We start from the raw sequence: 21,878 nt of genomic DNA, 5'->3' as shown, positions 1-21,878 counted from the left end.
CATGGCAGCCTGAAAATGGGCGTGGGCCATTTCACTGCACCCCTGCGCCCGGACACATATCTTGTTCCTGTGGTTTTGCGGATCGACGTAAGTAATCCTGGCACGCACAACCATGCTATCCTCACATTGTCTCATGACATTGTATGAGAGATGCTGGTTATGCGCTTTTCCGGTTATTTTTAGAATAGCTCTATTGTGAGTAACGTTAACAGCGCCGGTGCTGGCGATACTGCCTCCATAGACCCAAGAGATGGGAGGAGGCTCGACAACAGCTAATTTCGAAGGACTGGCAGCCGTCGAGCCCCATGCTGGCCCCACGACAAACCAGCGCCGCCATGGTGATCCCCGGCGCGGCGCGGGTCAAATTACAAATCGGCAATGAAACCTGTCGGGTTAGATAAACAGCTTGAACGCAACCGGTATCGCAACGCCAACCATGAAGATTGCCAGAGCACAGGTGCGGCAGACGAAATCAGTCCAGATGCTGTCGTTGTCATTGTCGCTTATCATCGGATCAGCCTTCACATCCAACATGGAATATACGCCCTCCAAGGCTTCAAGAATAAGCCTGCATGCTTAACGACCTGTAAATGCGGTGCGGCGGCTGGAGAAAACGTGCCTGCCGGCCACTGCCCGAACCGGCAGTGGCCAGATGATGGAAGACAAATCAGAGAGATTGTGAGGCTCGACACCGGCCATTGCATGTCACTACCATGGAGAGCACCGAGCCTCTGCCAACAGTCGTTCCATATGCGGCCTGGGCACTTTCGTCTTTGGGGGACCAGTTCGACAGATCGCATACTCACCATCAGCATGCTTACATTTATTGAACGGAACAGGGTGTCAATGGAATAGGTAAATGTACCCAGAAATGTCCGTGGGCCAGGTGCGCGCCGTCACCTCAAACGACGCCCGGCACTATGTCCGGTTGATCGATACGCCGCCATCGACCAGCATGGCCGTGCCCGTGGTGAAGCTGGACGCATCCGAGGCCAGATAGAGCACGGAACGGGCTATTTCCGCTGGTTTTGCCAGCCGCTTGAGCGCATGCATCCCTTCGACAAAGGCACGCTTTTCCGGCGTGTCGATCCAGGCTTCCGCCATGGTCGTATCGGTACCGCCCGGCAGCAGTGCATTGACGCGAATACCCTGCGGCCCGAATTCCACCGCAAGTGTCTGCATCAACCCGATAAGCCCCGCCTTGCTGGCCGCATAGGCGGCCGTGCCGGGCATGCCGGCGGTATATCCGACAAAGGTCGATGTGAAGATCAGCGATCCGCCGCCCCGCCTCTGCATGGCGGGCAACTGATATTTTGCCGCCAGGAAAGCCGATGTCAGATTGATGTCGATGGTCTCCTGCCAGCCGCCAAGCGAAACATCCGGCGTCGGGCCCATTTCACCATTGGTCGCGGCATTGTTGAAGGCGATGTCCAATCCGCCGAATTTTTCTTCGGCCAGCTCCACCAGCGCCCTGGCATAGGCGGCATCGCCGACACTGCCCGCGAGCGCCACGGCCTCACCGCCCTCGCCGGCAATCTCCGCCACCAGTTTGTCCAGTTCATTCCCCCGCCGTGCGGCAACGACCACACGGGCGCCTTCCCGCGCCAACAGCTTGGCCGTTTCGTAGCCGATGCCGGAGCTGGCACCGGTGACAATGGCGGTTTTTCCATTCAAACTATGCATATCATCGCCTCTTGGATTTCAAAAATGCCGGCATGACAGCCACGCCAGCGCGGCCATCAATGGCTTTCGTGCCCGCACCGCGCCACCCGAAACCTGCGGGCTCCGCCCCTCGCCTTGACGGCTCATGACTTCACTCCCATAATTGTGCCATGCAACCAGACACTCCCCGGCTTCGACTGCGCCAATGGCGTGCGAAAGATCGTGCGCCGAAGGCCGGAGAATCCCCATGAGCAACGAACAGACCTGCCATGTCGCCGTCAGCCAGAAGAATGATACAAGCTGGTATTATGTTCTGGTGATCGATGGTGACGCCGGCCCGCAGATCGGCCCCTACAGGACCGAGCAGGAAGCCCGCAGCGCCGGCGAAAAGGAACTTGCCGATCTCGATCTCGGCACGGAAGAGTGATCGCGGAGCAGTGACGCGCCCGCCAACAGCAAGGATTGCCATGTCAGATCCCCATGCGAGCCAACCGGAGACAGGGACACCGGGTGTTTGGGACGACAGCCGGTCGCACAACTGGATCGTCCTGCAGGACCCACTGGAACGGATGCTTGGCCCGATCGGCGATGCGGCGATCAAGGCGCTCGCGCCGCGGCAGGGCGAGGCCTTCCTCGATGTGGGCTGCGGTTGCGGCCGCACATCGCTGGCGCTGGCCCGTGCCGTGGGGCCGGATGGCAGCGTCACGGGCGCCGACCTCTCCCCGTCGATGCTGGCCGCGGGCAGCGCCGAGGCGGCCGCCGAACGCCTCGGCAATGTGCGTTTCATCGAGGCCAATGCGCAAACCCATGACTTCGGCCCGGCCCGGTTCGACGGCTTGTTCTCGCGCTTCGGCGTGATGTTCTTTGACGATCCCGTCGCGGCCTTTGCCAATCTGGCCAAGGCGCTGAAACCCGGCGGGCGGCTTGCCTTCGCCTGCTGGCGCGACCGGCGCGAGGTGGAATGGTTCGAAATGCCGATCCGGGTTGCAAGCCGGTACCTTCCCGCCCCCGATCTGCCGGGCCAGGGGCCGGGCGCATTTTCGCTGGCAAGGCCGGAGCGTATTCGCGCTGTCCTGACAGCGGCCGGTTTTTCGGACATCGGTGTCGCGCCGCTTGATCTGACGACCGGCGGCGGCGACATCGACGAAGTGCTGAGCATCCTCAAGATCGGCTTTGTCGGCGAGCATATCAGGCAGTTTCCCGATGGGGCAGAGGCCGCCTGGGAGGCCATTCGGCGCGAACTTGCCGCCTATGCGACACCGGACAGCGTCTTCATTGGAACGGGCACATGGATCGTAACCGCGCGGCGGGCATAAGTTTTTGACATTCCTGCCGCTTTGGGCAAATTTCCTCTCCCCGCGATTCGACAAGCAGGCCACCGCCTGATTCCTCAACATCGCTGCCAAGGGCACGGCCCGCCGGCAGATAGAGAAGGCTGATCCCATCCATGAAAAAGCCAACGCTGCTGTGCGCCATTCTTGCCGTGTCCCTGCAATCGGCAGCCGCCATGGACACGAGAATGGAAACCGGCCTGGAGAAACTCGATCCGCAGACCCGGCTCGAACAGCGCTGCGATGTGGAGGCGATGGAGCGCATCCGCAAGGACCAGAACGGCTACAATCCCGATAAGGTGCTGGCCTACGCCTTTGCCGACCCGAAAGTCGACCAGCACGCGATCAAATCGCGCGGCGCGGCCTTTCGCAGCCGGGGCGAATGGTATCACCTGGCATTCAAATGCGCGACGAATGACGACAATATGGAAATCGTCGCTTTCAAATACCGCATCGGTGAAAAAATCCCCAGGAACGAGTGGGGCCAGCACTATCTGGTGCCCTGACCGCATCTTCGGGGCAGCGGCGTGCCGGGCGCGTGCGCGGCAAACCGCGCAAATAAGTTACCTCGGCCCACAATTTTGCAATGCTATGGCAATGGTGCACGCCGATTGCTGTTGCGGACCGATGCTTCCCGCCACTCCCATCGCATCGGTTCCGGAGAACCACCATGCGACGTTTCTGCCATGCCCTGCTCTCAGCCACTCTCGTGATGAGCCTTGCTCCCGCCATGGCGGCCGAGCCGCCGGCCCTTTTCGTCCAGTACGACACGGACCCATGCACCGATGGCCGCTACAGCGACGGCAAACCGCGCAGCTGCCGTGAACTCCTGCGCATGCTCGAGCGCCGTGACCGCTACCGGGAACGGCGGGAGCGCTACGAGCCCTGCACCGACGGCCGGATCAGCGATGGCCGCCCGCGCAGCTGCCGCGAAATCAGGCGCTGGCTGCGTGAACGGGACGACGAGGACGACTGGCGGCCGGGCAAACAGTGGAAATAGATTTTGCAGCGCGGAACAAACGGCGCGATCCGCCGTTTGAATGATCGTGAATGTTCACAACGGAGGGTATTGATATGGGAACTGCAGGCGTGGGCTGGATTGCAGCCATCATTATCGGCGGACTGGCCGGCTGGCTGGCCGAGATGTTCATGAAGAGCGACACAGGCATCGTCATGAATATTATTCTGGGTATCGTCGGCGCGGTTCTTGCCAATGCCATTCTATCGGTGTTCGGCATCGTTCTGACCGGCTGGATCGGCTATCTCATCGCCGGATTCATCGGTGCCTGCATTCTGGTCGGTGTCGGGCGAGCCATCCGCCGCTGACAGCCGCTGCCCGGCCGGTTGCGTGTGACCGGGCAGTTTTGACGATTTCAGCCGTTTGCCGAAGCGATAACCCGGCAAATGGCGGTTTTCGTTGTGCCTTCGGGTGCCACCTGCCCCGGTGCAGGAAGACGCGAAAGGGAATTTTAAAGCGCTTGATGACAGCCGTTCGAGCTTGCGCGATGCCGGAAAAAGCCTATTAGATCAATGCCAAGACGATTGTTGCAAAATCGTCCAGAAGGGGTGCGGCAGTATCGCGATCCATCCCGACAGGTTTGACCGGAGGGCCCGCATGCAATACCGCTTACTTTATCTCCTGCCCGCCACCTTTTTCATTCTCGCCGCCCAAGGCAGCCAATCACGGGCCGATGGTGACACCTATACAGCCTACAGCAACACGGCCCAGAGCATCACCGGCGATATAGAAATGGACGATTTCAGCATTACCTTTGCCAATGGCGAGGCGCTGGCTTTTTCGTCGTTGCTCGGCGACCACTTCATTGTCGATGGAAAGAATCTCAACGCATCGGTCTACAAAGTCGAAACCCCTGCGGATCCCGAACTGGAAAACGGCAACAGGCTGTGCGGGTCCGGCGATGTTTCCTATGTCGCCACCTGGCGCGCCGGCGAAGGGCTGACGGAGGTTGCCGTGTTCACCGGCGACAAGGCGCCGGCCAGCAACAGCGATATGTGCGCATCCTATATTTATCAGGATTAGCAGACGTTCTTGCTTTCGCCGGAACAACGCGGTTGATTGACCCGGTGAAAACATGCAGGGGACAGTCATGAGTTTGTTGGCCTGGACCGATGAGCGCTGGTACACACTTCGCAGCGGCTATCGTGATCTCTACAACCCGTCCGATGCGCTTCAGGCACTCGAACAGGGGGATTTCACCCTCGCCTGGGACGAATTGTGGGAAAACCTGCATCATCACGGGGATGTGGACACGGCTGCCTATGCCGCCGTCCCGGAAATCGTGCGGATCGCCTGGCAGCTCAAGCTCAGGGATTGGAACGCCTTTGCCCTTGTCGCCACCATTGAAGCGGCCCGCCTGAACAATGACCGCAATCCCCCGATCCCGGAATGGCTGATGGACGCCTATGAACGGGCGTGGGTCGATATGGCAACCCTTGCATTGCACATCTATCCGAAAGCCGAAGACCCGGCCCTGGTGACAGGTCTCCTGTCGGTCCTGGCCTTTGCCAAGGGAAACAGGACCATTGGCACCTTTGCGGTGGATCTGACCGAGGACGAACAGCGCACTCTGCCCGGGTGGCAAGCCAGCGATTCGCCCTAGGATTGCAACAGTGCCTTCCCGGCGCCGCCGAACCTAAAATTTTTGTCATGTGGGAACCGGGCGCAAAGCCAATGTATTGTTGTCGTGTCAACAGCTCAGAGGTTCAACATGAAAAGCCTGATACTTGCCACCGCGATTGCCGTTACATCCCTGATGGCGTTCAACGCGCCGTCCGAAGCGGCCCCGCTCTCCGTACCGCTGGTCCAGACCACCAGCCCTTCCGGCACGACGGGCAGCGTTGTCCAGAACGTCGATTACCGGCCGGGTTACCGGCGTCACTATCGCCGATGGAATCGCCACTGTTTCGTCCGGACGGAGCGGCACCGTGTACATGGCCGAATCATCGTCAGAAAAGTCCGCGTCTGCCGCTGATTTCCATCTGAACCAAAACCCGGCAAGGCCGTCCTGCCGGGTTTTTCTTGTCTGCGTCGCCCATTCGGCACGCGCCAGCGGACCGAATTTGACCTGCGACCCGATTGCTGCCAAAAAACTGTTCCACAGTCACATCGACGTCACAATGGAGATGCCTGATGAGACACAAATGCCTTGTGATCGGCGTGCTTGTTCTTATGTTTGCCCTTCTGGGAGCCCTTGCGCTGTTCTCAAAGAAACAAGCCGGGCCCGGCCAAGTACCGCCCCATTCCCTGCAGGATCCCCTTCGCGCTCCTTGAGATCACAGTGTTCATGGCAAGCATCCGTCTGAAATGGCTGGGATATTTCATACTGGCTGCAGCATTGCCGCTGGCGCTTCTGGCGGGCGGACTACCCGTCAACGAATACGAGGCGCAGGGCATCGATGGCGTGGATTGCGACGGCCCGATTCAGGTGCTTTTCTATGCCGTGCCGACCCTGCTGGTGTATGGCACCGGCCTCGCGCTGCACGCCAGAACGCTGCGAAAGCCGTTCAGTCTGGCTGTCGCGCTGATGTGCGCCGCCCTGTGCCTGTTCGCCGGACTGAATGCGGCAGCGGCGCTGCGCGAGCAACGGCAGCAGGACCGCACGGCGGAAACCTGCAGCCCGGGGCTATGACAACAGGCCAAGCCACTTGCATTCCCGCCGCGGGCAGGATTGGATCGGCAACGAAAACTGCACCATCAATCGGGAATATGACAATTGGCCTTCCAGTGCGATCTGCCCGCAATACCGACCGTTCAGCAAGACGATGATGCCGTGCGCATAACCCGCTGGGATTTTCAGCCGGGCGCCGTCACGGGCTGGCATGAGCATGGATGGCCCTATTTCGTCGTCATGCTGGTGGATGGAACCCTGCGCATTCACAACGGAACCGATATCACCGACGTGCCGCTGGCCGCCGGCCAGTCCTATCAGCGCCCGTCCGGCATCAAGCACGATGTCATGAACGGTTCGCCGCATGCGATTGCCTTTGTCGAGATCGAGATCAAAAAGCCGGAAGCGCTCATCGCCTAGCTCTTGGCGCAACCCGTAAAATACCATCGTTTCCTGCAATTTTTTATTGATATGGAGACTATAGATTGCTCGGCAGCCACTGGAGCCTGCCGATGTTTCGCAACCTGTTTCTGTCTTTAGCCGCCGTCCTCCTGCTTGTTACTGCTGCACAGGCAGAATCGGGGTCATTCGAAGGAAAATGGCAACAAATCGGCTCGAACGCTGGCGATTGCAAAACCTGCAAGATTGAAATCACGAAAACAGGCATGTCTTTGAATGTAACGTCAAACAACGGCTGGGCTGCTACGTTTAAAAAGCCCAAAGCCGACTCTGTCAAAGTCGTGGAAGGTACGGGCGAATGGCGCAGCAATAGTGGCGGTGCCTATGCCGGGAAACTGTTCCTCGCCCACATGGAGATCCGCAACGCACGTCTTTATCTGAAAATGATGGTGAGACAGAACAATGGCGTGATCTCGACCGTGGAAGCCAGTTTTCAACGGTCTAAGGCATTGGATATATAGGCTTTCCTTTTAACTTTGATTGTTTCCGGACTCGTTGCGGTCATGACGATGTCAACATGGACAGCAGGCAGGTTATCCACAGCGCAGGTTTTTCGCAGCTTGGCATTGCTGCCGTTTGCCGTAAAATCGGTGCTCGCAAGTCAATGAGCACCAGGAGCAGACCGTGATCGATCCATCTGATGTCAATCGCGACGCAGAAACAATCGTACTCACCCTCGACAACAATCTGGCTTCGACAGAGCACAAATATCCAAGTGTCGATCAGGCGTGCATGGCCATTCCCCAGCTTCGGGACGTGTCGAGAATTTACATCAACGGCGATACGCCCATCGAGGCGACCGAGTTCGTGCAGTTGTGCGCCGTACTCGACAAGGGATCGGCCATCCGATCCTGACCGGCCGCTGCCCGCTTGATGAGCTTCAATCGGGCGGATAGGTTGCTGCGCATGATCACAGACCGCACCGCACCAGCCGTCGACGACATCGTCACCCCCCGCCTCACCCTTCGGCTCATGCCCGCCGATGCGGTCACCGCCTGTCTGGCCGGTGATCTCGCCCACGCCGGCCGCATGACCGGAACATCCATACCGCACGAATTGCTTGAGGACCCCGGTGCGCTTGAAGCAGGCCGGATGCGTCTGGACGAAGACCCGGATTATCTGCCGTGGTCCGTGCGTGCGATCATATTGACCGCGGAACGGCGCATGATCGGCCACATCCGGTTTCACACCCGGCCCGATCCCGATTATCTGCAGTCCTATGCGCGCAATGCCGTCGAGTTCGGCTATCTCATCTTCAAAAGTGACAGGGGCCACGGCTACGCTTCCGAAGCGGCCAAAGCCGTCATGGAGTGGGCGCGCGATGTCCATGGCGTCCAGCATTTTGCCGCCTCCGTATCGCCGGACAACCCGCCCTCGCTTCGCATCGTACAGCGCCTGGGCTTTGCCAAAGTCGGCGAGGAAATGGATGAGATCGACGGGATCGAATATGTTTTCCTGCGCGCGGCGCGTTGATTTTCACGCGGTGGCCGTACGCCGACTTTCTGTAGACAACACAATAGATTACCGGAACAGCTGAATTGTGACTGTTCATCGGGTGTTGTCGTACAAAATGTGCTGGAACAGCAGAAGAATTTAAGGAACCATTCACGGCTGAACTTGTTTGAGTAAACAAGTATGATGTTCGGGAGTACATCCGATGTCTATCAAGTCTCTTATCGTCGCAGCCGTGATCGGCTTTTCAGGCCTGGCGCTGTCCGGGTGCGTCGAAGGTACCTACTACCGGGGATATAGCGGCTATGGCGGTTATTATGGTGGCTATGGCGGCTACTATGATTCGGTCTATTTTGGCGGTCCGCGCTATGGACGCAGCTATTACGGGCGCAACTATTACGGGCGGAACTATTACCGCCGCGATTATGGCAGGCGCTACTGGGACAACCGCGGCAATCGTCCGGGTTGGAATGGACGTTCCGGAATGGCACGGTCAGACGGCCGCCGGGTCTTCGTTCCCCGCTACCGGACCAGCAATGACGGCGGTCCCGGCCGGTCAAATCAATAACCGGATCGAGGCTGCTTCCGGCCGCATCGATCCCGCGGAAAGCAGGGATTTACCGGCCCGTCACGTCGACGGTGCCGACAGCTGGACCATATCGACCAGCCGAAGCGGGTTTTCCAGACCCAATATCTCAGGGCCATATGTTTTGTTTTATTGCGAAGCAGCATAACACCCCCTAAAGTTGGCAGGAAATATCGGGCCTGACGCAAATTGCGTTTTTGCGTACCGAAAACCAACAGTGACGCCGGTTTCCGGCCGAAATGATCTCATTCGGCGGAAAGCCGGTTTGATTCGACCGGGAGTGAGCATGGACGCGTCTATCCTAAAGGACACGGCGTTTGCCGCGGCAAACCGCGAGGGCTGGGTCAAACTGGCGCAAAAGGCCCTGAAGGGTGCGGACTTCCATGAGGCCCTCGTCTCGCGGACCGACGACAATATTCCCATCGAGCCGCTGTATGAACGCCGCAAGAATGCCAAACTGACTCCGCGCCGCAATCCGGCGCAGCCATGGCATATCGTCCAGCGCATCGACGATCCGGACCCGGTTCGCGCCAACAGGCAGCTTCTGGAAGATCTGGAAAACGGCGCGACCGGCATTTCGCTGGTGTTCGAAGGGGCGCCCAATGCGTTTGGCTACGGTTTGCCGTCAACGCGCGAGGCGGTCGATCAGGTGCTGCGCGGCGTGCATCTGGAGATGATCCACCTGCGCATGGACGTGCATCCGAAAAGCCGCGCCTGTGCCGACTGGTTCGTCGATTACATGCGCCCGCGCAACATCAACCCGAAGACACTGAGCTTCTCCCTGGGGATCGATCCCGCGGCAACGCTGGCCGGAACCGGCCGCCTGCGCATGACGCTGGCAGCGCTCAAGGCATCCCTGCCGCAGTCGCTGGCCGGGTTCTTCTCCACCGACCTGCCGGGGATCGTGCTGGAAGCCGATGGCCGCGTCTACCACAATGCCGGTGCAACGGAGGCGCAGGAGCTGGGCGCCATGCTGTCCATCGCATCGGGCCATTTCCGCCTTTTTGAGCAAGCGCGCCAGCCGATTGTCTACGCCGCCCCGCATATCGGTTTTTCCATCGCCGTCGATCAGGACCAGTTCCTGTCGATCGCCAAGCTGCGGGCGCTGCGCCGCCTCTGGGCTCGCCTGCAGGAGGCCTGCGGCATTCCCCCGTCTGCCGCGACCATCCATGCGGAAACCTCCATGCGGATGATGACGAAAAAGGACTGCGAAACCAACACGCTGCGCACCACGATTGCGGCTTTTGCGGCGGCAGTGGGCGGTGCCGACAGCCTCGCCGTCCTGCCGCACACCATCACCCACGGCCTGCCCGATCCGTTTGCCCGGCGGCTTGCCCGCAACACCCAGCTGGTACTGGCCGACGAGAGCAACCTTGCCTTCGTCGCCGATCCGGGAGCCGGTTCGGGTGCGATCGAAGCCCTGACCGACGCCCTGTGCGAGGCCGCATGGAAAGAATTCCAGATGCTGGAAAAGGAAGGCGGCATCCTGCAAAGCCTGGTCGAAGACCGCTTCCAGCAGCGCATCATCGCGGCGCGGGTGGCGCGCAACGAAGAATACCGGTCCGGCACGCGTGCGATCATCGGAACGACACTTTTCCCTGCGAAGGAGGAGCGGCCAGTGACCGTGCTTGATGCCCCCCATATGCCGCTGCCGACGGATGGCGTGGTTCACTGCGAGCCGCTGACCTTCCCGCGCATCGATGAAACATTGCAGGCTTCCGCAGAATGAGAGTTCCCGATTTTACCCAGATCGACTGGCAAGAGCCCAAAACGTCTGCCCGCAAGCCCGAAGCAGCGGTGTGGAAAACCCCGGAAGGTATCCGCGTCAAGCGTGCCTACGGCGATGCGGCGCTGAAGGGCCTGTCCCACCTCGATACGTTTCCGGGATCGGCCCCGTTCATCCGCGGGCCCTACCCCACCATGTATGTCCAGCAGCCCTGGACCATCCGGCAATATGCGGGATTTTCGACGGCCGAAGAATCCAACGCGTTTTACCGGCGCAATCTGGCGGCCGGCCAAAAGGGCCTTTCCGTCGCCTTCGATCTTGCCACGCACCGCGGCTATGACAGCGATCATCCGCGCGTGGCCGGTGACGTCGGCATGGCGGGCGTGGCCATCGATTCCATTCTCGACATGCAGCAATTGTTCGATGGTATTCCGCTCGGCGAAATGACCGTGTCGATGACCATGAACGGCGCGGTCCTGCCGATTCTGGCGCTTTACATCGTTGCCGCCGAAGAACAGGGCGTCGACCAGAAACTGCTCGCCGGAACCATTCAGAACGACATTCTGAAAGAGTTCATGGTGCGCAACACCTACATCTACCCGCCGCAGCCTTCGATGCGGATCATTTCGGACATTTTCTCCTATACCTCGCAGAATATGCCGAAATTCAACTCGATCTCGATTTCCGGCTATCACATGCAGGAAGCGGGCGCGACCGCCGATCTCGAGCTTGCCTATACCATTGCCGACGGCATCGAATATGTCCGGGCCGGTGTCGCGGCCGGACTCGACATCGATACATTCGCGCCGCGCCTGTCGTTCTTCTGGGCCATCGGCATGAACTTCTTCATGGAAGTCGCCAAGATGCGCGCCGCGCGCCTGCTCTGGGCGGTGCTTTTGAAGAAGAACTTCAACCCGAAAGACGAGCGCTCGCTCTCACTGCGCACCCATTCGCAGACATCAGGCTGGTCGCTGACCGCGCAGGACCCCTACAACAACATCATGCGCACCATGATCGAGGCGATGGCATCGACCCAGGGGCACACCCAGTCGCTGCACACCAACTCCTTTGACGAGGCGCTGGCGCTGCCGACCGACCATTCGGCCCGCATCGCCCGCAACACCCAGCTGATCCTGCAAAAGGAATCCGGCACAACGCGCATCATCGATCCCTGGGGCGGTTCGGCCTATGTGGAGCGCCTGACCCACGATCTGGCGACGCGGGCGCTCGCCCATATCGAGGAAATCGAGACGCTCGGCGGCATGGCGAAAGCCATCGAACAGGGCATTCCCAAACTGCGCATCGAAGCGGCCGCGGCACGAACCCAGGCACGCATCGACAGCGGCCAGCAGCCGGTGATCGGGGTCAATTCCTACCGGCCGGTCGATGACGTCAAAATCGATGTGCTGAAGATCGACAATGCGGAGGTGCGGGCCCGCCAGCTGTCGAAGCTGCAGCAGCTCAAGGGCACGCGCGATGTGACCGCAGTGGACGGCGCCTTGACCGCCCTGACCGGCGCCGCCAAATCCGGCACCGGCAATCTGCTCGATTTTGCCATCAAGGCTGCACGGGCCCGGGCAACGGTCGGCGAAATTTCGCTGGCACTGGAAAAAGCCTATGGCCGCCATGTCGCCGATATCCGCACCATTTCCGGCGTCTACCGCAAGGAAGTCGGCAAGAGCGCGGTGATCGACCGGGTGCAGGCCAAGGCCGCCGCCTATGAAAAGCGCACCGGCGAAAAGCCGCGCATCCTCGTTGCCAAGATGGGCCAGGACGGCCACGACCGCGGCCAGAAGGTGATTGCAACGGCATTCGGCGATCTCGGCTTCGACGTGATCGTCGGCGCCATGTTCCAGACACCGGATGAAGTGGCGGAGCTTGCCATTGAGAGCAATGTCGACATTGTCGGCGTGTCCTCGCTGGCAGCCGGACATCTCACCCTTGTCCCCGAACTGAAAGAGGCGCTGAAGCGGCGCGAGCACGACGATATCCTGATCATTGTCGGCGGCGTCATTCCGCCCCAGGATTTCGATGCCGTGCTGAAGGCCGGCGCGACTGCCATCTTCCCGCCGGGGACCGTGATCGGTGAAGCCGCGGAAAAGCTGATTGATACCTTGCTGGGTTCATTGTGACATGATCGTTGTTTACACGCTTGAAGCAGATCATCTGGCCGCACGCCCGGCCAAGGCCGGCGATGCCCTGCCTGACAATACGGTCTGGATCGACCTGCTCAATCCCACCCATGACGAGGATGTCCAGACCGAGACCTGGACCAAGACCGCCATTCCGACCCGCGAGGATATGGTGGAGATCGAGGAGTCCAGCCGTTTCTATACGGAAAATGGCGGACAGTACCTGACGGCGCCGATCCTCTATTTCACCCAGGACAAGCATCACGCCATCAGTCCGATCTCGTTCATCCTGACGGGTTCGTTCCTGGTTACGGTGCGCTATGCCGAGCCGCGGGCCTTCAGCCTCTATGTCAGCCGGGCGTCGAAGCCCGGCAACGGGCTGATCAACGACAAATGCAGCGGCGTGACCATTCTGCTTGGGATCATCGAAGCCGTGACGGATCGCATTGCCGATATTCTCGAAGGCGTCGCCTCGGATATCGACCAGAACTCCCACACGATCTTCCGCCGTTCCGACAATGACAAACCGATGACGACGAAGAATTTCCGCGACAGTCTCACGCGGATCGGCGGCCAGGGTGCGTTTCTGTCGAAGGTGCGGGAAAGCATTGCCGGGGTGAGCCGCCTGCTGGTCTACCTCGCCGCCATTACCGAGCAGAACAGCTACAAGAAAGAGACGAAGGCGTGGATCAAGTCGCTGGAGCGCGACACCCAGTCACTGAGCACCTATGTCGACTTCCTCTCCAACAAGATCACCTTCCTGCTCGATACGGTGGTTGGCCTCATCTCCATCGAACAGAACGCCATCATCAAGATCTTCTCGGTGGCGGCCGTCGCTTTCATGCCGCCAACGCTGGTGGCCTCGATCTACGGCATGAATTTCGAGTTCATGCCGGAGCTCAAGACGATGTGGGGCTATCCCATGGCCATCGGCATGATGATTGCCTCGGCCGTCATCCCGCTGCTGATCTTCCGCAAGAAGGGCTGGCTGTAAGACGAAGTGATGAGATCAGCGATCTTGATTCACTTGACTGCAGGTGTTGTAATTCATTCGCAACACTGGGGCGCAGATCATGTATGTGGTCACCTTGATCGAGATCGGAGACGAAGTTGGTTTCATTATTCCAGATGAAATTCTTGATCGTTACAATCTTAAAATTGGTGACGAACTTGAGGTTTTAGAAACGGGCAAGGGACTGATCCTAATACCGTCTGCTGTTGCTTCTGGGGCAGATAGAAATGGCTTATGATGCATCCGCAAAGCTGAGCCTGACTTTTCCAGCTCAATTGGGGCAACCAGCCAAAGAACCCTTGTAAGCGAATGGTTTAAGGCTTTCTCTCGTTATTCCGATTCAACCTGCGGCAGTCCGATCGCGATGATTTCCCATTCGCGGCCGTTGAGTTCGAAAATATCGCCGAGCGATTTGCCGAACATCAGCTGCGCCATGGGCGAGACATGCGAAATCTTGCCGTGGCTGGCATCGGCCTCATCTTCGCCGACGATGGCCCAGCTGTGGCGGGTATCATGCTCGTCGGCGATGGTCACCGTCATGCCGAAGCGCACCACGGAGCTGGCGGGGTCGGGATGGGAAACCTCCGCCGTCTCCCGCCGCGCCGTCCAGTAACGCAGGTCACGCGAGGCCCGCGCGATCAGGTCACGGTCGGCCTCGGCATTGCCCTTGGCCAGTTCCTCATGCAGGGCAGCGATCTCAGCATCGATCATGGCAAGACCGTTTTCGGTCACCAGATTCCGGTGCGGACTGACGGGGCGCTCGCCCAGATCAATCGATGAATTGCTGTCGTCTTCCTTGGTGAAAGCTCTGCTCATCCGGTGAAGGTATGCCTTGCCTGACCAAGCTGCAAGTGCCATCAATCGATTGGCCAAAAGACATACAATCCTTGGCCTGTCCAACCGCTGAACCTGAGGTAAAGCCCGTGATCGACAGACGTCTTGTTCTCGGTGGAATGGCCGGGCTTGGTGCCGGGGCACTCCTGCCCGCCCGGACTTTTGCAGCGGCATCCACAGGACTGAATCCCGGATCGCCTGACGATCAGGGCAAGGCGCTCAATGCCCTCCTGCAGAAGGCGAGCGCGACCGGCGATCAGATTTTCCTGCAACCCGGAACCTATATTGTTTCCGGCGTGGATTTGCCCGCACGGACCAATCTCGCCGGCATTCCCGGCGCAACCCGCCTCGTTTATGGCGGCGGCGGTTCCTTTCTGAGGGCCAGCAGCGGCGCGCAGATCCGCCTCAGCGGGCTTGTCATCGACGGCGCGAACCAGCCGCTTGCCGGCGGCGCCAAGGCGCTGGTCGATGCTGCCAATGTCACCCGGATCGTCATCGAGGATTGCGATGTCGCGGCATCGGGCAAAAACGCCATCGCGCTTTCTCAATGCGGCGGCAGTATCCGCAACAACCGTATCAGCGGCGCCCGGGATGCCGGTATTTTTGCGTCGCAATCCGCCGGGCTCGACATCACAGCCAACCATGTCGGCGATTGCGGCAATGGCGGCATCCTGATCTTCCGCGATGCACAGGGGCCGGACGGGACCATCGTCAGCGGCAACCGCGTCGAGAATATCCGCGCCGATGGCGGCGGCACCGGCCAGAACGGCAATGGCATCAATGTGTTCCGTGCGGGCAACGTGCTTGTTTCCAACAATGTGCTGGTGGGGTGCGCCTTCTCCGCCGTCCGCGCCAATGCCGGGAACAATGTGCAGATCATCGGCAACAATTGCACCGGCAGCGGCGAGATGGCGCTTTATTCCGAATTCGCCTTCGAAGGCGCGGTGATCGCCAACAACATCGTCGACGGCGCGGCCAGCGGCATTTCCATGGTCAATTTCGATGGCGGCGGTCGCATGGGCACCTGCAGCGGCAATGTGGTGCGCAACCTCACCGCCATCGGGCCCTATCCCGCCGATGCGCCTGGTTTCGGCATCGGCATCAGCGTCGAAGCGGATATTGCCGTGACGGGCAACGTCATCGAGACTGCCGCCCTCTACGGCATCAAGCTGGGCTGGGGTCCCTATATGCGCAACCTCACCGCCACAGGCAATGTGATCCGGCAGGCGGGCACCGGCATTTATGTCAGCGTCGTCGACGGTGTCGGCTCCGCTGTCATCACCGACAATATCATCGAGAAGGCCGCCCGAGGCGGCATTCTCGGCCATCGCTGGATGGATGCGGTGACCAAGGATCTCGCCCGGCAGAATGCCAGCGGTTATGACAAGCTGATCGTCGCGCGCAATATTCTCAGTTGATATCGGCTTCGGTCAGGATATCGGCCGGGCTGACAACACCGTAGGTGATGCCGTTCCAGTTGCGCATTTCGCGGTCGGCAAACCGGTCGAGCTTCGATTCCAGTTCCGCATCCCCACGGAAAATCCGCGCGAGAACCGCTCCGATCATCGCTTCGGAGGCGCGGGTCGCACCATCATCGCATTTGAGCGCGATGCCGAGACCGAATTCCGGCAAAGCCGCCACAAAAACGCCTTCCGCACCGGTCTTGACGAAGATGCGCCCCGGCGCCATTTCCATCAGCCGCGTGCAGGCGCGGTTGGTGCCTGCGACATAGTATGGGGCTGCCATGGTGGCATCGAGCAGACGCTTTGCTGCCTTGGCCCGTACCGGCGGCAGGCCGGTGCCGGTCGCCATGCGGGCAAAGCCATGGGCAAGGCTTTTCAATGGGATGGCATAGGTCGGGATGGAGCAACCGTCCGTGCCGCAATGATCCAGCGAATGAACCGCGCCGGTCACGCTCTCCATGGCTTCGCATACCATGGTCTGAGTCGGTGATCCCAGGGTCGAATAGCCTGCGGTCTCGATGCCGAGATGCACGCAGGTGCAGAGAAATCCGGAATGCTTGCCGGAGCAGTTGTTGTGCAGCGCCGTCGGCTCCTGCATGCTGCGGGCCTGGGCGATCAGCACGGACTGATCGGATGACCAATGCGCACCGCATTCCAGTGCGGAGAGGTCGAGACCGGCGCGGCCGAGCATGTCGGCAGCCTTGCTCACATGCAGCGGTTCGCCCGAATGCGACGCGCAGGCCATGGCCAGTTCCTCATTGCCGAAGCCATAGGCATCGGCAGCGCCGCTTTCCACCAGCGGCAGCGCCTGGATTGCCTTGATCGCCGAACGGGGAAAGGTCGGCCGTTCGATATCGCCGGCCGAATAGACAATCCTGCCGTCGCCATCTGTGACAACAACCGCGCCGCGATGGCGGCTCTCCACTGTTTCGCCGCGAAAAACTTCAACCAGAACCGGATTGCTCATAACGCCCTACATTGCTCAGGAAATCGACCGGCGTCCGCCGGAATTGATGGTCTTATAGGATGCCCCGTTTGCCTTTCCAATGGCGAAAACGGCACAATTGCGCTCAGCCGCCCTTCTGCCACTCCATGACAAGGAAATAGGGTACCCGGCGGTAGCGATCGGCCTTGTCGGGATCGCCGCCATAGGGTGCCGGTTCGGCAAAATGGCGCAGGGTGAGACCATGACCAAGGAGAAGCGACATGTAAGTGCTCAGCGGCCGATGCCAGTTCTGGATGCGGATACCGCGCCACTCCACCCAGTCCACACGCTCCTCAAGATAATGATCCACGTAGAAGCGCGGATCGCCGTTGATATCGGGCTGCCAGCCCCCCGGTTGTCCCGCCGTGTTGAAACTGTTGAGATTGGCAATCAGCAGGGTTCCACCCGGCGCAAGCACCCTGACCATTTCAGCGATGGCCTTGCGCAGATAGGGAATATCGATGAGCGAGAGGTAGCTTACGACCAGATCGAAAGAGGCATCCGGAAATTCCAGCGCCTCCGCATAGCCGAAACGATAGTCTCCTTCGGGGTCACGGGCCTGCGCCTGCGCCAGCAATTCCTCGGTCGGGTCAATACCGACCGGCTTGATTCCAAGGCCCTTGAGGATGCGGCAGAAGCGGCCTTCGCCGCAGCCGACGTCGAGTGCGTTTTTAAAGCCGCGTCCGCTGACGCGTTCCAGCATCGGCTTGTCGAGAACATAAACGCGGCCGTAGTCACCGTCTTGCGCCTGTTCGGCAATCCAGGCGGATGCCGATTCCTTCCATCCGTTCGACATGTCTTTTTCCTCTGCCGGAAAAGATGATTCAATTCATGGATTTGCCGGATGCTTTTGACACGGCGAATCCGGGACTTGAAGTCCCGGATTCGAAAAGAACGCTATCGGATGGTTTATTTGATGCGTTCGAGGATCGACACATAGTTGGCGACGGCAGCGCCGCCCATGTTGAAAATGCCGGCAAGCTTGGCATCCGGCACCTGAATGCCGCCGGCTTCGCCCGTCAGTTGCATGGACGAGAGCACATGCATGGAGACGCCGCTGGCGCCGATCGGATGGCCTTTGGCCTTGAGACCGCCGGATGGATTGACCGGCAGGCGCCCGCCCATGGCCGTCTGGCCTTCCAGCGCAACCTTGGCACCCTCGCCTGGCTTGGCCAGACCCATCGCCTCATATTCGATGAGTTCGGCGATGGTGAAGCAATCATGGGTTTCGACAAAGGACAGATCGTCGATGGTGACACCGGCCTGATCGAGGGCGCGCTTCCAACCTTCGGCGCAGCCTTCGAACAGCAGGATGTCACGCTTGGAGATCGGCAGGAAATCCTGCACATGGGCAGCGCCACGGAAGGCCACGGCGCGCTTCATCTTCAGTGCCGTCTGCGTGTCGGTGAGAACCAGCGCTGCCGCGCCGTCCGACACCAGCGAGCAGTCAGTCCGCTTCAACGGACCGGCAACGAAGGGGTTCTTCTCGCTTTCATGCCGGCAGAATTCATAGCCCAGATCCTTGCGCATCTGCGCATAGGGATTATTAACGCCGTTCTTGTGGTTCTTCGCGGCGATTGTCGCCAGCGCATCGGACTGGTCGCCATATTTCTGGAAATAGGCCGCCGCAATCTGGCCGAACACCCCGGCAAAACCGGCGGGGATATCGCCCTCTTCCGGCAGGTAGGAGGCTTTGAGAAGGTTCTTGCCGATTTCGGGTCCCGGCGTCGATGTCATCTTCTCGACACCCACCACCAGTACAACACGGGCAGCGCCGGCGCGAATGGTCTTGATGCCCTGATGCACGGCCGCCGAACCGGTGGCGCAGGCATTTTCCACCCGGGTGGCGGGCTTGAAGCGGAAGGCATCGCTGGCCTGCAGGACGAGGCTGGCGGTGAAATCCTGCGGCGAGAACCCGGCATTGAAGTGGCCGAGGACAATCTCGTCGACATCCTGCGGGCCGATGCCTGCATGATCGAGCGCAGCGACGGCCGCCTTGACGATCAGGCTTTCCACGCTCTCGCCTTCCAGTTTTCCGAAAGGCAGATGCGACCATCCAACGATACAGGCTGTCATGTCATTCCTCCAAAATGTCATTCTTGTTGAGGTAACCATGAACCCGCATCGTTTCAAGGTAAAGGGCTTTGTTGCAGTGCAATACCAGGGCCTGTGGTTTGGCAATTATCGTGCGGTTGGGAGCATCGTGGAGAGTCGTTTATTGCTTGCCGGTGGTTACACCAGTGCTGCCAGAATGTGGTGCGTGGTTCGACAAGCTCACCATGAGGGAGGTGGTTTGGTGCAGGGCCAATTGCAATCCTTGCAGAATATACTCACTGCAGCCCTCACCCTCCCTCATGGTGAGCTTGTCGAACCACGCACGGAGGCTTTGCGCCGCTTCCATCAAATACCGCTCCAAAACGTCGCTATTTTTATTGATTGATCAGTCAATCAAGAATAATAATTCCTCCGAACGAGGTTTTTCAGCATGCCCAAAGTCGGAATGGAACCACTGCGCAAGCGGGAGTTGATCGATGCGGCGATCCGCACCATCGGCCAGCGCGGCTCGCTTGATGTGACTGTCGCGGAGATCGCCCATGAAGCGGGCGTTTCGCCGGCGCTGGCGCATCATTATTTCGGCGGCAAGGAACAGCTGATCCTGGCCACCATGCGCCATCTCCTGAAAGAACTCGGGCAGGATCTCCTGGCGGCGCTGGCGCCAGCGCAGACACCGGCGCAACGCATTGCCGCCATCATCGCCGTCAATTTCTCCGCCTCGCAATTCGCGCCGCAGACCGTGGCGGCATGGCTGACCTTTTACGTGCACGCACAGCAATCGACCGAGACCCGCCGCCTCCTGCGGGTCTATGCCCGGCGCATGCACTCCAACCTCGCCTTTGCGCTGAGCAGCATGACCGACCGGGCGACTGCTCTGCAGATTGCCGAGGGCACCGGCGCGATGATCGACGGGCTCTATATCCGCCATGCGCTGCGCAATGGCGCGCCTGAGGCAGCTTCGGCAATCGCGCTCGTGGAAGATTATGTGACGACGAAATTAGCCGCCGCCGGAGCATGCCAATGACAAGACCGAATATTCTCATCCTGATGGTCGACCAGCTGAACGGAACCCTGTTTCCGGACGGTCCGGCCGATTTCATCCATGCCCCGCATCTGCGTGCGCTGGCGCAGCGTTCGGCCCGCTTTGCCAACACCTATACCGCTTCGCCGCTCTGTGCCCCGGCCCGTGCCTCGCTGATGTCCGGGCAGCTGCCGTCCCGCACCCGCGTCTATGACAATGCCGCCGAGTTCGCCTCGGATATTCCGACCTATGCGCACCATCTGCGCCGCGCCGGTTACTACACCGGCCTTTCCGGCAAGATGCACTTTGTCGGGCCTGACCAGTTGCACGGTCTTGAAGAACGCCTGACCACGGATATCTATCCCGCCGATTTCGGCTGGACCCCGGACTACCGTAAGCCGGGCGAGCGCATCGACTGGTGGTATCACAATCTCGGTTCCGTCACCGGCGCTGGCGTCGCCGAAACCAGCAACCAGATGGAATATGACGACGAGGTGGCGTTTCATGCCACGCAAAAGCTCTACCAGCTGTCGCGCACATCGGATGATCCGGCGCGCCGCCCGTGGTGCCTGACGGTCTCCTTCACCCATCCGCACGACCCCTACGTGGCACGGCGCAAATATTGGGACCTCTATGAGAATTCCCCTGCACTCGAGCCTGCCGTTCCTGCCATCCCGTTCGAAGCGCAGGACCCGCATGCGCAGCGCCTGATGCAGGCCTGCGACTACACACAATTCGATATTACCCCGGAAAACATCCGCCGGGCACGCCAGGGCTATCTCGCCAATATTTCCTATGTCGATGACAAGATCGGCGAAATTCTGGAGGTGCTGCAGGCTACGCGGATGCTCGACGACACCATCATTGTCTTCACGTCAGACCATGGCGACATGCTGGGCGAGCGCGGCCTGTGGTTCAAGATGAACTTTTTCGAGGGGTCGGCCCGCGTGCCGCTGATGATTGCAGGCAAGGGCATCACGCCGCAATTGGTTACCCAGCCGGCCTCGACGCTTGACATCAACCCGACCCTTGCGGCACTCGCCGGTATCGACATTGCCGCCGTCAAACCATGGACCGACGGCGAGGACCTGACCGGCCTCATCGCGGGCGGCAAGCGGCAGGGCCCGGTGCTGATGGAATATGCGGCGGAGGGCTCCAATGCCCCGCTCGTCTGCATGCGCGACGGCCGGTACAAGTTCGTGCATTGCGAGATCGATCCGCCGCAACTGTTTGATCTTGAATCCGATCCGCGCGAGCTGACCAACCTTGCCGGTGATCCCGCCCATGCGGCACTGCTTGCCCAGTTCACGGCTGCCGCCAAGGCGCGCTGGGACATGGCGGCCTATGACGCCGCCGTGCGTGAGAGCCAGGCGCGGCGCTGGGTGGTCTATGAGGCGCTGCGCAACGGCTCCTATTATCCCTGGGACTACCAGCCGCTGCAGAGGGCCTCGGAGCGCTACATGCGCAATCACATGGATCTGAATGTTCTGGAAGAAAACGCGCGCTTTCCGCGCGGCGAATAATGGGGCCA

Annotated in this window: 28 protein-coding genes; 22 read left to right on the top strand and 6 right to left on the bottom strand. The window is 60.0% G+C overall.

What is annotated here, in order from left to right; genetic code table 11:
* Positions 1-393: 393 nt before the first annotated feature.
* Together ACZ5FP_RS08440 and ACZ5FP_RS08435 are read right to left on the bottom strand one after the other, a co-directional pair.
* Positions 394-534 carry a hypothetical protein gene (locus ACZ5FP_RS08440; RefSeq protein ID WP_223611426.1) on the bottom strand — a complete coding sequence of 47 codons (141 nt, stop codon included), beginning with the start codon at positions 532-534 and terminating at the stop codon, positions 394-396.
* Between the two features lie 384 nt (positions 535-918).
* Positions 919-1,683, bottom strand: coding sequence for an SDR family oxidoreductase (locus ACZ5FP_RS08435; RefSeq protein WP_464663016.1), 765 nt, complete (start codon positions 1,681-1,683; stop codon positions 919-921).
* Between the two features lie 226 nt (positions 1,684-1,909).
* Between ACZ5FP_RS08435 and ACZ5FP_RS08430 the strand changes: the two genes are divergently transcribed.
* The 18 genes from ACZ5FP_RS08430 (at position 1,910) to ACZ5FP_RS08345 (ending at position 14,227) form a co-directional block, all read left to right on the top strand.
* Positions 1,910-2,089: a hypothetical protein gene (locus tag ACZ5FP_RS08430; protein ID WP_464663015.1), complete on the top strand. Its 180-nt coding sequence runs from the start codon at positions 1,910-1,912 to the stop codon at positions 2,087-2,089.
* Positions 2,090-2,129: 40 nt separating this feature from the next.
* Positions 2,130-2,978: a class I SAM-dependent methyltransferase gene (locus tag ACZ5FP_RS08425; protein ID WP_464663014.1), complete on the top strand. Its 849-nt coding sequence runs from the start codon at positions 2,130-2,132 to the stop codon at positions 2,976-2,978.
* Between the two features lie 131 nt (positions 2,979-3,109).
* Positions 3,110-3,499 carry a DUF930 domain-containing protein gene (locus ACZ5FP_RS08420; RefSeq protein WP_464663013.1) on the top strand — a complete coding sequence of 130 codons (390 nt, stop codon included), beginning with the start codon at positions 3,110-3,112 and terminating at the stop codon, positions 3,497-3,499.
* 164 nt (positions 3,500-3,663) lie between these two features.
* Positions 3,664-3,993: a hypothetical protein gene (locus tag ACZ5FP_RS08415; protein WP_464663012.1), complete on the top strand. Its 330-nt coding sequence runs from the start codon at positions 3,664-3,666 to the stop codon at positions 3,991-3,993.
* A 74-nt stretch (positions 3,994-4,067) separates the two neighbouring features.
* Complete coding sequence (locus tag ACZ5FP_RS08410; protein ID WP_223611432.1) at positions 4,068-4,319, top strand: GlsB/YeaQ/YmgE family stress response membrane protein; 252 nt, start codon at positions 4,068-4,070, stop codon at positions 4,317-4,319.
* A gap of 289 nt (positions 4,320-4,608) precedes the next feature.
* The gene (locus ACZ5FP_RS08405) at positions 4,609-5,034 is read left to right on the top strand and encodes a hypothetical protein (protein ID WP_464663011.1); all 426 of its coding nucleotides are present in this window, start codon (positions 4,609-4,611) and stop codon (positions 5,032-5,034) included.
* Between the two features lie 67 nt (positions 5,035-5,101).
* Positions 5,102-5,614 (top strand): hypothetical protein, encoded by a 513-nt coding sequence (locus ACZ5FP_RS08400; protein WP_464663010.1) that lies wholly within the window; start codon positions 5,102-5,104, stop codon positions 5,612-5,614.
* Between the two features lie 108 nt (positions 5,615-5,722).
* A complete protein-coding gene (locus tag ACZ5FP_RS08395) occupies positions 5,723-5,986 on the top strand; it encodes a hypothetical protein (protein WP_223611436.1) in 264 nt (87 codons plus the stop codon).
* A gap of 312 nt (positions 5,987-6,298) precedes the next feature.
* Positions 6,299-6,643 carry a hypothetical protein gene (locus ACZ5FP_RS08390; RefSeq protein ID WP_464663009.1) on the top strand — a complete coding sequence of 115 codons (345 nt, stop codon included), beginning with the start codon at positions 6,299-6,301 and terminating at the stop codon, positions 6,641-6,643.
* 84 nt (positions 6,644-6,727) lie between these two features.
* Positions 6,728-7,042, top strand: coding sequence for a cupin domain-containing protein (locus tag ACZ5FP_RS08385; RefSeq protein ID WP_223611438.1), 315 nt, complete (start codon positions 6,728-6,730; stop codon positions 7,040-7,042).
* A 65-nt stretch (positions 7,043-7,107) separates the two neighbouring features.
* Entirely contained in the window at positions 7,108-7,542 is a 435-nt protein-coding gene (locus ACZ5FP_RS08380; RefSeq protein WP_464663008.1) for a hypothetical protein, read from the top strand.
* 163 nt (positions 7,543-7,705) lie between these two features.
* A complete protein-coding gene (locus tag ACZ5FP_RS08375) occupies positions 7,706-7,936 on the top strand; it encodes a hypothetical protein (RefSeq protein ID WP_204276690.1) in 231 nt (76 codons plus the stop codon).
* Between the two features lie 51 nt (positions 7,937-7,987).
* Positions 7,988-8,554 (top strand): GNAT family N-acetyltransferase, encoded by a 567-nt coding sequence (locus ACZ5FP_RS08370; protein ID WP_464663007.1) that lies wholly within the window; start codon positions 7,988-7,990, stop codon positions 8,552-8,554.
* 184 nt (positions 8,555-8,738) lie between these two features.
* Positions 8,739-9,101, top strand: coding sequence for a hypothetical protein (locus ACZ5FP_RS08365; RefSeq protein ID WP_464663006.1), 363 nt, complete (start codon positions 8,739-8,741; stop codon positions 9,099-9,101).
* A 304-nt stretch (positions 9,102-9,405) separates the two neighbouring features.
* Complete coding sequence (locus tag ACZ5FP_RS08360; protein WP_464663005.1) at positions 9,406-10,848, top strand: methylmalonyl-CoA mutase family protein; 1,443 nt, start codon at positions 9,406-9,408, stop codon at positions 10,846-10,848.
* Positions 10,845-12,977, top strand: a complete 2,133-nt coding sequence (scpA, locus tag ACZ5FP_RS08355; protein ID WP_464663004.1) for a methylmalonyl-CoA mutase — start codon at positions 10,845-10,847, stop codon at positions 12,975-12,977. The genes ACZ5FP_RS08360 and scpA overlap by 4 nt, the downstream gene beginning before the upstream one ends.
* 1 nt (position 12,978) lies before the next feature.
* Entirely contained in the window at positions 12,979-13,971 is a 993-nt protein-coding gene (gene corA / locus ACZ5FP_RS08350; RefSeq protein ID WP_223611443.1) for a magnesium/cobalt transporter CorA, read from the top strand.
* A gap of 79 nt (positions 13,972-14,050) precedes the next feature.
* Positions 14,051-14,227 (top strand): AbrB/MazE/SpoVT family DNA-binding domain-containing protein, encoded by a 177-nt coding sequence (locus ACZ5FP_RS08345; protein WP_403170681.1) that lies wholly within the window; start codon positions 14,051-14,053, stop codon positions 14,225-14,227.
* Positions 14,228-14,319: 92 nt separating this feature from the next.
* On the opposite strand, the gene ACZ5FP_RS08340 is transcribed toward ACZ5FP_RS08345, so the two are convergent.
* Positions 14,320-14,805, bottom strand: a complete 486-nt coding sequence (locus tag ACZ5FP_RS08340; protein WP_130268915.1) for a GreA/GreB family elongation factor — start codon at positions 14,803-14,805, stop codon at positions 14,320-14,322.
* A 107-nt stretch (positions 14,806-14,912) separates the two neighbouring features.
* Between ACZ5FP_RS08340 and ACZ5FP_RS08335 the strand changes: the two genes are divergently transcribed.
* Positions 14,913-16,241 (top strand): TIGR03808 family TAT-translocated repetitive protein, encoded by a 1,329-nt coding sequence (locus ACZ5FP_RS08335; RefSeq protein ID WP_464663003.1) that lies wholly within the window; start codon positions 14,913-14,915, stop codon positions 16,239-16,241.
* On the opposite strand, the gene ACZ5FP_RS08330 is transcribed toward ACZ5FP_RS08335, so the two are convergent.
* The 3 genes from ACZ5FP_RS08330 to ACZ5FP_RS08320 all read right to left on the bottom strand — a co-directional run bounded on the left by ACZ5FP_RS08330 (position 16,234) and on the right by ACZ5FP_RS08320 (position 19,347).
* Positions 16,234-17,253: an asparaginase gene (locus tag ACZ5FP_RS08330; RefSeq protein WP_288192881.1), complete on the bottom strand. Its 1,020-nt coding sequence runs from the start codon at positions 17,251-17,253 to the stop codon at positions 16,234-16,236. The genes ACZ5FP_RS08335 and ACZ5FP_RS08330 overlap by 8 nt on opposite strands.
* A gap of 103 nt (positions 17,254-17,356) precedes the next feature.
* On the bottom strand, positions 17,357-18,067 hold the full coding sequence (locus ACZ5FP_RS08325) for a class I SAM-dependent methyltransferase (RefSeq protein WP_464663002.1): 711 nt from the start codon (positions 18,065-18,067) through the stop codon (positions 17,357-17,359).
* 113 nt (positions 18,068-18,180) lie between these two features.
* Positions 18,181-19,347 (bottom strand): acetyl-CoA acetyltransferase, encoded by a 1,167-nt coding sequence (locus ACZ5FP_RS08320; RefSeq protein WP_464663001.1) that lies wholly within the window; start codon positions 19,345-19,347, stop codon positions 18,181-18,183.
* Here ACZ5FP_RS08320 and ACZ5FP_RS08315 point away from each other — a divergent pair.
* The 3 genes from ACZ5FP_RS08315 to betC are packed head-to-tail and all read left to right on the top strand — an operon-like array spanning position 19,346 to position 21,870.
* Positions 19,346-19,711 (top strand): hypothetical protein, encoded by a 366-nt coding sequence (locus ACZ5FP_RS08315; protein WP_464663000.1) that lies wholly within the window; start codon positions 19,346-19,348, stop codon positions 19,709-19,711. The genes ACZ5FP_RS08320 and ACZ5FP_RS08315 overlap by 2 nt on opposite strands.
* A gap of 45 nt (positions 19,712-19,756) precedes the next feature.
* Positions 19,757-20,350 (top strand): transcriptional regulator BetI, encoded by a 594-nt coding sequence (gene betI, locus ACZ5FP_RS08310; protein ID WP_464662999.1) that lies wholly within the window; start codon positions 19,757-19,759, stop codon positions 20,348-20,350.
* Positions 20,347-21,870 carry a choline-sulfatase gene (gene betC / locus ACZ5FP_RS08305; protein ID WP_464662998.1) on the top strand — a complete coding sequence of 508 codons (1,524 nt, stop codon included), beginning with the start codon at positions 20,347-20,349 and terminating at the stop codon, positions 21,868-21,870. The genes betI and betC overlap by 4 nt, the downstream gene beginning before the upstream one ends.
* The last annotated feature ends 8 nt before the right edge of the window (positions 21,871-21,878 follow it).

The sequence above is a fragment of the Phyllobacterium sp. T2-21 genome (genome assembly GCF_055378485.1).
This window is presented reverse-complemented; position numbering and strand designations above follow the sequence as displayed.